Source organism: Oceanobacillus luteolus, from assembly GCF_023715655.1.
Taxonomy (GTDB): Bacteria; Bacillota; Bacilli; order Bacillales; family Amphibacillaceae; genus Oceanobacillus; species Oceanobacillus luteolus.
On record NZ_JAMBON010000017.1, the window covers coordinates 49,680 to 64,124 of the forward strand.

General features: G+C 39.6%; 12 protein-coding genes and 1 pseudogene. 11 read left to right on the plus strand and 2 right to left on the minus strand.

Features of this window, described 5'->3' with window-relative positions:
- The first annotated feature begins 130 nt into the window (after window positions 1-130).
- Complete coding sequence (locus M3210_RS11430; RefSeq protein ID WP_251514463.1) at window positions 131-1,180, plus strand: C45 family autoproteolytic acyltransferase/hydrolase; 1,050 nt, start codon at window positions 131-133, stop codon at window positions 1,178-1,180.
- A 30-nt stretch (window positions 1,181-1,210) separates the two neighbouring features.
- On the opposite strand, the gene M3210_RS11435 is transcribed toward M3210_RS11430, so the two are convergent.
- Entirely contained in the window at window positions 1,211-2,089 is an 879-nt protein-coding gene (locus M3210_RS11435; RefSeq protein ID WP_251514464.1) for a LysR family transcriptional regulator, read from the minus strand.
- Between the two features lie 135 nt (window positions 2,090-2,224).
- Here M3210_RS11435 and M3210_RS11440 point away from each other — a divergent pair, with 135 nt between their 5' ends.
- The 6 genes and pseudogenes from M3210_RS11440 (at window position 2,225) to M3210_RS11465 (ending at window position 8,893) form a co-directional block, all read left to right on the plus strand.
- On the plus strand, window positions 2,225-3,193 hold the full coding sequence (locus M3210_RS11440; protein WP_251514465.1) for a DMT family transporter: 969 nt from the start codon (window positions 2,225-2,227) through the stop codon (window positions 3,191-3,193).
- 261 nt (window positions 3,194-3,454) lie between these two features.
- Window positions 3,455-3,736 (plus strand): GNAT family N-acetyltransferase, encoded by a 282-nt coding sequence (locus tag M3210_RS11445; protein ID WP_251514466.1) that lies wholly within the window; start codon window positions 3,455-3,457, stop codon window positions 3,734-3,736.
- Between the two features lie 207 nt (window positions 3,737-3,943).
- Window positions 3,944-4,882, plus strand: coding sequence for a ring-cleaving dioxygenase (locus M3210_RS11450; RefSeq protein WP_251514467.1), 939 nt, complete (start codon window positions 3,944-3,946; stop codon window positions 4,880-4,882).
- A gap of 178 nt (window positions 4,883-5,060) precedes the next feature.
- Entirely contained in the window at window positions 5,061-5,975 is a 915-nt protein-coding gene (locus M3210_RS11455) for a chemotaxis protein (protein WP_285853730.1), read from the plus strand.
- Between the two features lie 326 nt (window positions 5,976-6,301).
- Window positions 6,302-7,680, plus strand: a pseudogene (locus M3210_RS11460) (MFS transporter).
- 22 nt (window positions 7,681-7,702) lie between these two features.
- Window positions 7,703-8,893, plus strand: a complete 1,191-nt coding sequence (locus M3210_RS11465; RefSeq protein WP_251514469.1) for an amidohydrolase — start codon at window positions 7,703-7,705, stop codon at window positions 8,891-8,893.
- A 94-nt stretch (window positions 8,894-8,987) separates the two neighbouring features.
- Here M3210_RS11465 and M3210_RS11470 read toward each other — a convergent pair whose 3' ends face one another.
- Window positions 8,988-9,980 carry an MBL fold metallo-hydrolase gene (locus tag M3210_RS11470; RefSeq protein WP_251514470.1) on the minus strand — a complete coding sequence of 331 codons (993 nt, stop codon included), beginning with the start codon at window positions 9,978-9,980 and terminating at the stop codon, window positions 8,988-8,990.
- A 171-nt stretch (window positions 9,981-10,151) separates the two neighbouring features.
- On the opposite strand from M3210_RS11470, the gene M3210_RS11475 reads away from it, so the two are divergent.
- From M3210_RS11475 to M3210_RS11490, 4 genes are all read left to right on the plus strand, one after another.
- Window positions 10,152-11,282, plus strand: a complete 1,131-nt coding sequence (locus M3210_RS11475; protein ID WP_251514472.1) for an NADH-dependent flavin oxidoreductase — start codon at window positions 10,152-10,154, stop codon at window positions 11,280-11,282.
- Window positions 11,282-11,968 (plus strand): DNA/RNA nuclease SfsA, encoded by a 687-nt coding sequence (sfsA, locus tag M3210_RS11480; RefSeq protein ID WP_251514473.1) that lies wholly within the window; start codon window positions 11,282-11,284, stop codon window positions 11,966-11,968. Before M3210_RS11475 ends, sfsA begins: the two co-directional genes overlap by 1 nt.
- A 53-nt stretch (window positions 11,969-12,021) precedes the next feature.
- Window positions 12,022-12,330, plus strand: coding sequence for an AbrB/MazE/SpoVT family DNA-binding domain-containing protein (locus tag M3210_RS11485; protein WP_251514474.1), 309 nt, complete (start codon window positions 12,022-12,024; stop codon window positions 12,328-12,330).
- A gap of 75 nt (window positions 12,331-12,405) precedes the next feature.
- A complete protein-coding gene (locus M3210_RS11490) occupies window positions 12,406-13,902 on the plus strand; it encodes an amidase (protein ID WP_251514475.1) in 1,497 nt (498 codons plus the stop codon).
- Window positions 13,903-14,445: the final 543 nt, after the last annotated feature.

The following is a 14,445-nucleotide window of genomic DNA, read 5'->3' on the forward strand; positions in this document are numbered from 1 at the left end:
GGCGTAAAGCATGAATGAGATGCAAGGGTATGTCGTACTTCAGCTTAAGAATGCACAAACTAGGAATTTTCTCTTTTGTTAATTTTCAGTTACAATAGTGGCTAACAAATCAAATAGGATGGAGTGTCATATGAAGCAACTTTACAGCGATGTCGTTCAGTTTCGTGGTACTCATTATGAATATGGGATTATGCTGGGGAACCAAATAAAAGATTCTCTTGTTATGAAGAATAGGGAAAGAATCTGGAAGATTCGACAGCCGCGGTTTACAGTGGATCAACAGGAAACAAAGAAGATGATTAAAATGTATGCACCAGGAATATGGGAAGAAATTGAAGGGTTACAAGATGCATTAAAAGCTCCAATGCAAATCATTTTACGAGACTTTTCTGGATATCGGATTCCTATTGAGCGGAGTGGCTGTTCCATTGTGACTGGGACAGACTTCATGGTGAGAAATTATGATTTTCATCCAAAAACTTATGAAGGAAGATACCATATCTATCAGCCGACGGATACGGGCTATGCGACGATTGGACCAGCGCAGCGAGTTACTGGACGTATGGATGGAATGAATGAACAGGGGCTTGTGATGGGGTATAATGCAATCAATCGTAAAAAACCAGGAAATGGATTTGTTTGTTGGATGATTGGCCGGATGCTCTTGGAAACTTGCGCCAGTGTGGAAGAAGCGGTTCAGTTTTTAAAGGAAATTCCCCATCGCCATAGTTTCAGCTATGTCGTCCTAGACCCGAATGAAGAGACTTATATCATTGAAACGAGTCCAAGGAAAGTTGCGGTTCGAAAAGGTAATGCTTGTACGAATCACTTTGAGACATTACATGAAGAAAACCGTCGTTACTTAGTTGATTCTCAAAATCGTTTGAAGACAATAATCGAAAATAGAACGACAAAATATGTAGAAGATGCTTTTCGTTTTATGAATGATCCTCATCAAAATGTTTTCGCTAAGGAGTATAAAAGTTGGGCGGGAACAATCCATACATCAGCTTATTTGCCGAAAGAAAAACAGGCATGGATTGCACTCGGTGAAAGTGGTGAACCGGTGAAATTTGATTTTAAAGGCTGGGTAGAAGGAGAGGACGCTAACATAGACTCAATCAAAGGTGAAGTAGACACAGAAATCGGTTTTGCCCATATGGATGATGGACTTCGTTAAAAAAGCCAATCAGATTGTTCTGATTGGCCTTTAATATTTCAGCGAATGGATTTCTACGTTTTGGTTTGTTTTAATCGTTTCAATAAATTTTTGGAGGGTTGTCGTAAGATAAGTATCTTCTCTACGAATGAACATTGTCTTCACTTTACTGTATTGATCAGGTAAAGAATAGGTCCGGATGAGTCCGCTATCTTCTAAATGTATGACAGATGATTTTGGTACAAAGGCGATACCGAGACCTACGACTACACTTCGTAAAATCGTTTCTAGTGTTCCGAATTCCATTACTTTAGTAGGTCGGATTCCTTGGTCTGCATACCAATTTTCCAGGCGTGCCCTATATCCACATCCTTTAGTGAAACAAAGGACCGGCTCTTTCTCTGTTGCTTCAAAAGCATTCACTTGACTACTGGAAATGAGGACAAGTTCCTCCTCAAATACTTCCTCTGTAATTATTTCAGAAGAAAATGGCCCATCGGTAACAAAGGCACCGTCTAATTGATGATCCATTACTTTTTTCTCCAGCTGTTCGGTTACTCCTGAAAATAAAGAGAGCTCTACATTTTTGTACTTTTTATCAAATGAGGCTAATATATTTGGGAGTTGAAAAACCGTTTCAATTGTTCCGATTTCAAGTTTGCCGGATGGTTCTTCTTTACTCTGGACAACTTTCTTCATTTCATCTGTGAGTGACATGATTTTCTCACTATATGTCATTAACTTCTTCCCCTCAGGTGTCAATGTCATACCTCGGCGGTGACGATTGAATAACGGAGTATTCATTTCTCTTTCCAACTTCTGAATCCTGGAAGTGATATTGGATTGTACATAATTCAATGCTTTTGCAGCATCGGTAATTGTCCCTTTCTCAGCCACCATCTGAAAGATCTCCAAGTCTTTAAACTCCATATGCTGTCCCCCCTTACTCACTCTTGTTTATGATATCAATAATAATGATGATTGTCATCAAATTGATTCATTTTACAAGATATCTAAAGGGCTTGATAATGATGGTATAAATACAAAAGGGGAGAAAAAACAGAAATGAAGAATAGTGTGTGGTTTGGGGCAATTCTTTGCTTCATTGCTGCAGCTTCTTGGGGAGCAATGTTCCCAGTAGCTCATTCAGCATTTAAGCATATTGATCCATTTTATTTCACCATCATTCGCTACGTATCGGTAACGGTTATTTTAGTAGCGATTTTATTTTGGAAAGAAGGAAAGCAGGCTTTTCGTTTCGAAGGCAAAGGTAAGCAGCTCTGGTTCTACGGTACGATGGCGTTTACCGTTTACAATCTATTGATCTTTTGGGGAGAAGATTTATTAGGTGAGCCTGGGATAATGGTAGCTTCCGTTATGGAAGCGCTGATGCCGATGATTTCCATCGTCATTGCATCTATCTTATATAAACGATTTCCTCAGCCTATAACGTTGATTTTTGTCATTATAGCCTTCGTAGGTGCTATATTGGTGATCACAAAAGGAAATATCCAGTCCTTTCTCGGAGCAACAACGGATATGATTCCTTCATTATTGATTCTAATCGCGGTAATCGGTTGGGTTGTTTATACAATGGGAGGACCACAGTTTGCAGGCTGGTCAGCCCTACGTTATTCCACATTAACTTGTTTACTTGGTACATTGACTGCAGTAATTATTGTTGCAGCCTTAACGATTATAGGATTTATATCTGTTCCTTCCATTGAAACCGTTATTGTTACAGCACCGCATTCATTATTTATGATTATATTCCCAGGGGTAATTGCACTCCTAGGCTGGAATGTAGGAGTTAACATTTTATCCCCACTGAACGCCTTGTTATTCATTAACTTTGTTCCGATTACAACTTTAACGATTTCCATTATCCAAGGCAGTTCAATCACTATCTTTGATTACCTCGGTACGATCTTTATTATCGTATCCTTAGTTGGTAATAATATTTATTTAAGAATGTCTGAACGGAAGGATTCCAAACAGGAAAACGCCCGGCTTGTTGAAAGGCCATCTTCCTAAGACTTTACCTGAGAGGCTTACCCGTTTCCATAGTGGAATGGGGGCCTCTTTTTTATTTCCTTATATTCATCAAGTATTTAAATGGATTTTTTGGTTATATTATCACCAGAACAATGAGATAAACCTATTTTAATTACTTAGATCAGAGGATGCTTATGTTTTAATCACCATTCGAGGTGGAAATCTAATAACAAAAGTGTAATAAAAAAGCTTGACGTGGGTATTGGTGAGATATCCATTGAAAAATAAGGAGGAAAATAGATGAGCTACGAATTTAAAGAAGAAGCAGGTCGTTTTGTTGCAATGGATGAACAAGGAAACCAAGCAGGGGAAGTGACATTTACAAGACAGGGTGACAATGTATTGGTTCTTGACCATACAGGAGTAGAAGAAAACCATCGTGGTCAAGGTTTGGCTGGTCAGCTCGTCCGTCAAGTAGTGGATAAAGCGAAAAGTGAAGATCTTAAAATTTCACCGACTTGTCCTTATGCTAAAAAACAATTTGAAAAAAACGAGGACTATCAGGCTGTGCAATATAAGTAAATGAACAATGATGTGATGTAAAGATTCTTTGACAAGTTCTGAATTTTGTCGAGGAATCTTTTATTCATTGGCTGTAGTGGGATGCTGTTTTTATATTACATTCCTCCTAAAGGAGCTAGTTGACATTTGGAATGTAGTTAGATAAAATAAACTTAATTAATAAATATGTAATTAAGAATAATTGAAATCATAAGGAGTCATTACTATATGAAAAAAACTGAAGGAATTCATCATATTACAGCTATTGTTGGTCATCCACAGGAAAATACTGATTTTTATGCCGGGATTTTAGGTTTACGATTAGTCAAGAAGACAGTAAACTTTGACGATCCGGGGACATATCATCTTTATTTTGGAGACGATGGAGGAAATCCTGGTACAATCATTACATTTTTTCCGTGGGTGAATGCATATCAAGGGAAAATTGGTGGCGGTCAAGTCGGCGTGACAACCTATGTTGTTCCTGTTGGGGCTCTGCCATTCTGGGAAAAACGGCTAGAAAAATTCAACATCCAATTTAGAAAAACAGAAAGATTTGGCGAAGTGTACTTGGAATTTGAAGACGTCCATGGCTTACATTTGGAATTGGTGGAAAGAGAAGAAGGAGATCGGAACAATTGGACGCATGGAGATGTCACGCCAGAAGTGGCGATAAAAGGGTTTGGAGGAGCAATATTATTATCGACAAATCCACAGAGCACAAGGGATACGCTAGAGAAAGTTATGGGCTTGGAGTTTATAGGTGAAGAGAATGATTTATTACGTTTTAAATCCAATGGTGAAATTGGAAATATTATTGATGTGAAAAAGACTTCAGTTGAACGGGGGCAAATGGGTGTAGGAACGGTGCATCATATCGCGTGGAGAGCAAAAGATGATGATGACCAGCTTGATTGGAAACAACATGTTGGTACAAATGGCTTCCTTGTGACTCCTGTTCAGGACAGAAACTATTTCAATGCAATATATTTTAGAGAGCATGGGGAGACTCTATTTGAAATTGCGACTGATCCACCAGGATTTGCACACGATGAATCCTATGAAACGATGGGGCAGGAACTAAAGCTTCCAGAACGTTACGAGATGTATCGTGAATCGTTAAACCAATCGTTGATTCCACTTGAAGTCAGAAATCTCGACAAGTAAGAATCGTATTCCTTGGGATAAACCTACAAATGTCATTATGGACTCCATCCAATTCCAGGAGGTTTGAAAAAAATATATAACCGAATTATTTATGACATGCTACAGAAGTAATTGAAAAAAAGAACGGAGAAATGTAAACTGGGGAAGGAACAATAATAGTGTTTGTAGGAGAATGGGAATGGAAAATCATAATAACGGAATTTTATTAGAGAGCGGAACAAATGAATTAGAAATTATCCTCTTTGAGCTTGGAAATGAATATTATGCTATTAATGTACTCAAAACGAGAGAAATTATCACCCCGGTAGCGATAACAAGTATACCCATGGCTCCTAATTTTGTTGAAGGTGTTATTCATCTAAGAGGAGAAATTATTCCAGTCATTAACTTGGCGGAAATTGTAAGTAAGCAACCGTCTGTAAATCCAGATTCTGATCGGTTTATCATTGCAGAAATGAACCAAGTTAAGATTGCATTCCGGGTTCATAAAGTGAATCGGATCAATCGAATTTCTTGGGAACAAATTGAAAAACCAAGTGACCTGGCAACAGGTAATCAACCATATGCTACAGGAATAATCAAATTAACGGATGAAACCCTTGCGGTATTTTTAGATATAGAGAAGATTATCTCCGAAATTAATCCGGAGCTTGCAGGAAACGTAGATAGCATCCAAACGTTAGGTGAACGAAAGCGTTCGGATAAGAAAATTGTAATTGCGGAAGACTCTGCAGTTTTGCGGGAGTTATTAAAGGATACGCTAAAGAAATCAGGCTATAGTAACGTTACGTTCTTCCATAATGGGAAAGAAGCTTGGGATTATTTGGAGAAGTTGGCTGAGGATTTGTCCGTGCATCCCGAGGAATCTGTCCAACTCATTCTCACGGATATCGAAATGCCTCAAATGGATGGTCATCATTTGACTCATCGAATTAAACATCATCATCGTTTGAGCGGAATACCAGTTATCATCTTTTCTTCTCTTATCACAGATGACCTTTACCATAAAGGTGAAAAAGTTGGTGCAAGTGCTCAAGTGAGTAAGCCGCAACTAGTCAACTTAGTACAAGAAATTGATACGTACATCTTATAAATAAAAATCGACTCGATTAGGTAATTTGTCAAAATCGAGTCGGTTTTTTAATTGAGTCAATTTAAGACGGTCATTTTTTTACTTGTTTAAGTTTATGTGAAAAAATGCACATAATATCAATTGATCCAGGATGAATAAAGACTTATTGGATGAACGGTGGTCTCTTATAATAAAGTTGAGCTCAGAAATATTAAATATTATTCCTAACAAAGTGGATATTCATTCCACGGGAGAAGCTCTATTAACAGTATTATTAACCAATTGTTTTATTCACTCATCGGGCAATAATAAAAAACACAAGCCCACCAAATCAAAAGGAGGCGTTTTTGATGGAAACAACGTACAAAGGTACGAATAAATTGATTACAGGTATCGTCTTTGGTGTAATTTCATTCTGGTTATTTGCTCAATCAATGGTAAATATAGTTCCGGCGGTTCAATCTGATTTAGGTGTTTCGTTAGGTACGTTAAACGTAGCGATCAGCCTTTCAGCCTTATTCTCAGGTATGTTCATTGTAGTTGCAGGTGGTTTAGCTGACAGGTTGGGACGTAAGAAAGTTACCTATGTCGGTCTAATTCTAAGTGTTATTGGTTCACTGTGTCTTGTATTAGCGAACGGAGCATTCCTTTTGGTTATAGGCCGTATCCTTCAAGGTTTATCTGCAGCTGCGATTATGCCAGCGACAATTGCTTTAGTGAAGGAATACTTCGAAGGTCCTGAACGCCAACGTGCACTTAGTTATTGGTCCATAGGTTCTTGGGGTGGTTCTGGTCTCTGTTCCTTCTTCGGTGGTGTAGTTGCAACATCTATGGGATGGAAATGGATCTTTATCTTCTCCATCATCTTCTCTTTATTGGCTATGTGGTTGATTAAAGAAGTTCCTGAAAGTAAAGCAGTATCTCAAGGTAAATTCAAGTTTGACTTTGGTGGACTAGGGATATTCATTATAACAATGTTAGCTCTAAACGTATTCATTACTCAAGGTGCTGAATTAGGTTGGACAAACCCATTAACGATTGGACTTGCGGTAGTTACTGTGGTTGGTATCTATGCATTCATCAAATACGAAGGTAAACGTGAAAATGCATTGATTGACTTTAAAATGTTCTCAATCAAACCGTATACTGGGGCTACCATTTCTAACTTCTTATTGAATGCAGTAGCTGGTACGTTAATTGTTGCAAATACGTATGTGCAAGTGGGACGTGGGTTCAGTTCATTCCAATCAGGGATGGTGAGAAAATTATGCAACGTACAGGAGCGAAAAAACCAATGGTTTGGGGTACGACCCTTACGTTAATCGGTGTTGGTGTTATGGGACTTACCTTCCTGCCAGATTTAATTTATACAATCGTCGTATTTGTGGGATTCATCCTCTTTGGATTAGGACTTGGTTTTTACGCAACTCCTTCAACTGATACAGCAGTATCATATGCACCTGAAAATAAAGTTGGGGAAGCATCAGGAGTGTACAAAATGGCAAGTTCTTTAGGTAATGCATTTGGAGTAGCTATTTCAGCCACTGTGTACGGTGCAGTAACGGCTTTTGCTAGTGTAGATGTGGCCGCAACAGCTGGGATTATTACAAACGTCATTTTTGCTCTTCTAGCCCTCGTCTCCATTGTGGTATTTGTACCAAATGATACAGGGGCAGAAAATCTTTCTCAGCCAGCTGTCAAAATCAAGCCTGCAAAACAAGGCTAATTTTAAAAGGGAGTCGGTTCAAATGAGAAGCCAATTAATGGAAATGTTAGAAGCGCGTAAAGAAGAAATGATTGAAATCAGACGCCATCTTCATGAATATCCAGAAATATCCTTTGAGGAAGAAAAAACAGCGCAGTATATAGCAGATTTTTATAAAGGTAAAGATGTTGAAATAGAAACAAATGTCGGTAATGGTTACGGTATTATCGTGACCATTACCGGTGGAAAATCAGGCAAAAAGATCGGACTGCGGGCAGACTTTGATGCGCTGCCGATACAAGAAGAGGCAGATGTACCATTCAAGTCGAAAAATGAAGGAGTCATGCATGCATGTGGTCATGATGCTCACACCGCATACTTAATGGTCCTTGCAGATTGTCTCATACAGTTGAAAGATGATTTGAACGGTACGGTAAAAATCATTCATCAGCACGCAGAAGAAGTTCCGCCAGGTGGAGCAAAAAGTATCGTCGAATCTGGAAAGCTTGACGACTTGGATGCGATATTTGGGATTCATGTCCTTCCAATGGATGAAGCTGGTGTTGTTGGTTATCATAGCGGTTATTCCTTTAACGGCAGATCTTATTTTAAATTGAAAGTACAAGGTCAGGGTGGGCATGGCTCATCTCCACATAAAGCGAATGACTCAATCGTTGCGGGAGCCCATTTTGTGACCTCTGTTCAAACAATCGTCAGCCGCAGACTGAACCCAATGGATGTTGGGGTGATTACGATTGGTTCCTTTGACGGGAAAGGAACATTTAACGTCATAAAAGACAGTGTTGAAATCGAAGGGGATATCCGTTATATGAGTAAGGAGAGCCGTGAAGTAATTGAAAAAGAATTGAAGCGGATTGCAGAGGGAATTGGAGTACAATTCGGTGTTGAATGTATTCTAGATTACGAACCGGATTATCCACCTCTATATAATGACCCAGAGTACACAGATTTTGTTGTACAAACTTTAAAAGAGGCGAATGATAAGGATATTAAAGAAATCAAAGAATATCCAGCATTGTCACCATCAGAAGACTTTGCATATTACTTGGAAAAAATACCTGGTTGCTACTTCTTTATTGGATGTACACCAAAAGGAGTAAAAGAACCATATTTCAACCATCATCCTAAATTTAATATTGATGAAGATTCCATCCTTGTAGCAGCAAAAGCAGTCGGTCATGTTGTATGTGGGTACTTTGAAAAAAATCAATAAAACATGAGAAACGCATGAAATTCAGGAGCGCTTGTTCCTAAAGTTCATGCGTTTTTTGGTTAATATCATAAGTAAGTGGGAAAATATAATAACTTCACATGTTAAACTCTTTTGGCCCTGGTTCCCAATACCATACACCATTTCTTTCTTTTTTGGTGATTGCTTCTTTTGCTTCTAAATAGTGCAGGAAACTCAATGCATCGGAAAGAAGGGTGAAGAAAATTTTTTCATATTTATTTGGATGACGTTGTTTAACAATTTCGCTTCCCGTTCTAATATCTGCCTCAATTGATGAGAGGAAACTTCTTGCTTTCGCATCGATTGCATCCAGTCTTCTTTGAGCCAGCTTTACAGGCTCTTCAATCACTTTGCCATGACCTGACAAGGCAATTTCTGGTTTTAACTCAATAATTTTTTTCAAGGAACCGATATGATGTTCTAATGCAGCAATCGGACTGCCGTCAAAAGCGGGCTCTACGAAAGCATTACTTCTTAAATGGTCGATAAGCAAATCCCCAAGAAAGATAATTTTCTCATCCTGTAAATAAAATGCTACTTGATCCGGTGCGTGGCCAGGAATTCCGATGACCTGGAAGCCGAATAAATTATCAGAATTTATGGCATGCACATTCCAATCTAACGCCGTTTTGGTTTTATTCATTTGTCTATCGTATCGGGCATCCGCCTGTTCCCGACCGTAGCTGCCAGTGTTAAATTTCTCGGTTATTTCAAGGAAGAATTGGTAGCTTCTATATAAAAATTCAGGATCACCTTTTAGTTTTGGTAAAGCATATGGGTGGATATAAACTGGAGTGTCCTGTAGTTTTGCGATCCGGTGTACAAGCCCTACATGATCGAAATGATGATGCGTTAATAGTATAGCCGTTAAATCGCTCAGTTCAAAACCATGAACCTGTAAAGTGTGCTGTAGATATTCCCAATATGAATCATTGTCAAGACCAGCATCAATGAGGAAAAGCGATTCGCTTTTTTTGACGAGATAAAAATTGATGCTTTTTAGCATATTAGGTGTTTCTATTTCTAAAGGGATGATTTTGGTATTTATTTTATCCATTAATGCTGTCATAGAAGGCGTCCTCCTTGTATCAACCGAAAGTTCTTATTAAAGTATGATAGTAGCTCTATCTTTTCATATCATTTCTTAAAATTCAAATAGATGCTCTTAAAATTTAACAAAGCAATAGAACATGTTATCCTTACGAATGAACACTGAAAAAATACATAGGAGGTTACCATAATGAACGCAAACGAAGAACGAATTTGGAAACCCTATACTTTTAAAAGTGGAATGGAAGTTCGAAATAGATTATTTATGGCGCCAATGACAAATTATTCATCTAATCCTGATGGTTCTATACATGAAGATGAAATTACTTATTATCGTCGCCGCTCCCAAGGGGTTGGTGCAGTCGTCACCGCTGTAGCTCATGTAACACCCGGCGGTCAAGGGTTTGATGGGCAAGTCGGTGTAGATCGAGATGCACTGATTCCCGGTTTATCTCGAGTTGCAGAAGCTATAAAGTCTGGCGGTGCAAAGGCGATACTTCAAATATTCCATGCAGGGCGATTAAGCAGACCACATCTGGTACCTGATGGAGATATTACAGCACCAAGTAATATTCCGGCGGAAAGTCGTGGAATGCCAGGTCCGACGCCGAGAGAATTAACAACCGTAGAAATAGAAGAAATCATTGAAGCTTTTGGGAAGGCTACAGTTCGGGCGATTAAAGCCGGCTTTGATGGCGTGGAAATCCATGGTGCGAATGGATATCTGATTCAACAATTCTTTTCGCCGCACGCAAATCGTAAAAATGATAAGTACGGCGGTACATTAGAGAAAAGAATGACATTCTCGCTTGCAGTTATTGATTCTGTGCAGAAGGCGGTAAGTGAACATGCAGATGAACCATTTATTGTCGGATACCGGTTCTCACCTGAAGAGCCTGATACACCAGGAATTACGATGGCGGAAACATTGCCATTTATTGATGTACTTGCTGAAAAGGATTTGGATTATTTGCACGTTTCGCTTGGCGAGTTTTGGTCAAAGGCGAGAAGAGGTGCTGATTCAGACAGAACAAGGATTGACTTACTTTTGGAGCAGATCAATAATCGAGTTCCATTAGTTAGCGTTGGTTCAATCCGTACATCTGAAGATGCATTTAAGGCAATGCAATCGGGAGTTGACTTTTTAGCTCTAGGAAGAGCTTTAGTGATTGACCCTGAATGGGTAGAGAAAACGAAGGAAGGAAAATATTCGGAAATCGAAACAGTGCTTGATTTACATGCCAAAGATAGGCTGGATATTCCGGAACGGTTTTGGAAAGTCATTTTATCAGTACCAGGTTGGTTCCCGGGTGTAAATTGATGCGTTACCTAGAAGTAAAATTTGGAGAGTTTTCAAGGAAACTGAACCGGTTTGTAGCCGAAGTCTTTATTGATGGGCAACTGGAAAAGGTACACATTAAAAATACTGGACGTTTAATTGAAGTGTTAAAGCCTGGTGCAACAGTTGCATTGGAACCCTCGAATAATCCAAAGCGAGTAACCCGTTATTCGATCATTGCTGCTAAGAAGGAAGAAAAGTGGGTCAATATTGATTCTCAGGTACCTAATAGCGTCGTTTATGAGGCTTTAAAAAAGGGAAAGTTAATGCAATTCGTAGGAGTTACTGATATCAAACGGGAAGTCCGCTATGAAAGCAGCCGGTTTGATCTTTTTTATTATCGGGATAAAATACCGGGTTTTATTGAAGTAAAGGGAGTAACTTTAGAACAGGATGGTGTAGCCATGTTTCCGGATGCACCGACGACTAGAGGGACAAGGCATGTCAATACATTAATCCAGGCAAAAGATGAAGGATTTGAGGCGACCATTCTTTTTATTGTTCAAATGGGTGGATGTCATCTCTTCACACCGTATAAGGATATGGATATTGCGTTTTATCAAATGTTGAAGGAGGCTGCGGTCAAAGGAGTGCAACTGCTTGCCTATGACTGCGAAGTGACAGAATCTACTATTCAACTAAACAATCAAATACCGATTCATATATAATTATGTTGCAGGTTTATATATTATAAGGAAAAGCAAGCATTGGAGTGATCGGCATGGATTTCCTTAAGAAGATTAGAGCATCTAAATTAGGTACAATTAGTTTGCCTAAAAAAGAACGGACAGAACTTGGTTTTGAACCTGGCACCCTAATGGAATTGCATTTGCAAGGTGAGGAAATTTGGATTTATCACTCGCAAAACGATGCGAATAAAAATCAACGCAATCTATCGAATAAAGGAACTTTAACGATTCCTGCAGAATTCCGCAATTTATTGAACATCACCAGAGAGACGGAACTTTATCTTTTCGTTGATAGGGAGATGGAAGCTTTCATCATTAAGTTAAACGATTCAATAGAGTAGTAATCTTAAATTCTGAAAATTATCGTTAACGGTGATACAATGAAAAAGATTACATTACTTTTATGAGGTGACAGAATGAGATTTGAAGAATACGCAGCATACGATGCAGTAGGACTAGCAGAACTCTTAAAGAATAAAGAAGTCACACCGAAAGAATTGACGGAAATTGCACTGACACAGCTGGAAAAGGTTCAGCCAGAGCTTAACTTGGCTACCAGTATCAGGAAAGAAAAAGCATTACAGGAAGCGGAAAAGATAGAGGTTGGTAAAACACCTTTTGCAGGAGTTCCAACCATGTTGAAAAACGTTTCACAATCACTCCCGGGTGAAATTTTAAGTTCCGGGTCTAAACTACTTGCCAATTATGTAGCAGAAGGCGAGTCTAATTTTGTGAAAAAATTACGAGAATCAGGTTTTGTATTTTTAGGGCATACAAATACACCGGAATTCGCATTGAAAAATATAACAGAACCTAAATTATATGGACCTACTAGGAACCCTTGGAATCCAGAATATTCTCCAGGCGGTTCCAGCGGTGGAGCTGCGGCTGCTATTGCTTCAGGTGTTGTTCCGGTAGCAGGAGCAAGTGACGGAGGGGGTTCAATCAGAATACCTTCTTCTTTCTCCGGACTATTTGGTTTAAAGCCTACTAGAGGAAGAATGCCTGTTGGACCAGGCGCGGGTCGTGATTGGCAAGGGGCATCGATTAATTTTATGCTGACAAAAACGGTCCGGGATGCAGCAGCAATGATGGATGCATTGCAGACCTTCCAGCCTGAAGCAGCTTTCCATGCACCGGTGTTTGTCGATAATTATCAAGAGGCATTGAACATGGAAAACAAGAAACCGTTACGAATCGCATACACAACTGCTTCACCAGTGGGCACACCAGTTTCAGAGCATGCGAAAAATGCGGTCTTGAAAGTCGTCAAATGGTTGGAATCAGAAGGTCATGAAGTGGAAGAGCGGGATAATGGTGTTGATGGAATCCAGTTGATGCGGGATTATTACATCATGAACAGCGGAGAAATGAACATGACTGTAAAAGGTTTGGAGCAAGCGATCGGCCGTGAAATAACAGAAGATGATATTGAACTTGAAGGCTGGCTCATGCATGTCGCTGGTAAATCCATCTCTGGGGCTGACTTTTCTGCAAGTCTTGCATCATGGGACACAGCCGCGGCTCAGATGGCGAAACTGCATGAAACTTATGATTTCTACATTACACCAGCCACAGCAGATACTGCCCCGAAGATTGGACAGTTGGAGACTAGTGATGAAAAGCGGGAAGAGTACTTAAGAAAGATCCATGAAGGTAATCAAGCAGAACAGCAACAGCTCGTATATGATATGTTCCTTCCAAGTCTGACATATACTCCATTCGGCATGTTGGCGAACTTAACAGGTCAGCCAGCGATGTCTATGCCGGTCTATGTTTCAGAAGAAGGGTTACCGCTCGGTGTTCAAGTCATCGCATCAAAAGGTGAAGAACACCGCCTATTGCAGTTGGCACACCAACTAGAGCAAACCGACAACTGGATTGGACTGAAAGGCAACCCTTATTTTAAATAATGAAGTTATGAAGCAGTGAATCATTGGATTCACTGCTTTTTTTGATAGACGGTTATTTATAAACGCTCGAATAGGAAAGTTGAGCGCTCGCTCGGTCCTTCATTCTTGTTATTATGACCCGAATGACAAAATTGAGCGCTTGTTCGGTCCTTCATCCCTGTTATAAACGCCCGAACAGAAAAGTCGAGCGCTTATCAGGTCGCTCATCTCCGTTATAAACGCCCGAACAGAAGAGTTGAGCGCTCATTCGGTCGCTCATCCTCGTTATGAACGCCCGAACAGAAGAGTTGAGCACTCATTCGGTCGCTCATCCTCGTTATAAACGCCCGAACAGAAGAGTTGAGCACTCATTCGGTCTATCATCCTCGTTATGAACGCCCGAACAGAAGAGTTGAGCACTCATTCGGTCTATCATCCAGTCAAGTCCATAATTCTGTGTAAAAGCATATTTTCGACCAGTAGTAATATTATTTGAAATCATAGTGTGAGAGCAGCCACAGCTTTGCTGCTTGCCATTGACTGTAGTGCCCGATTCTTAGTATT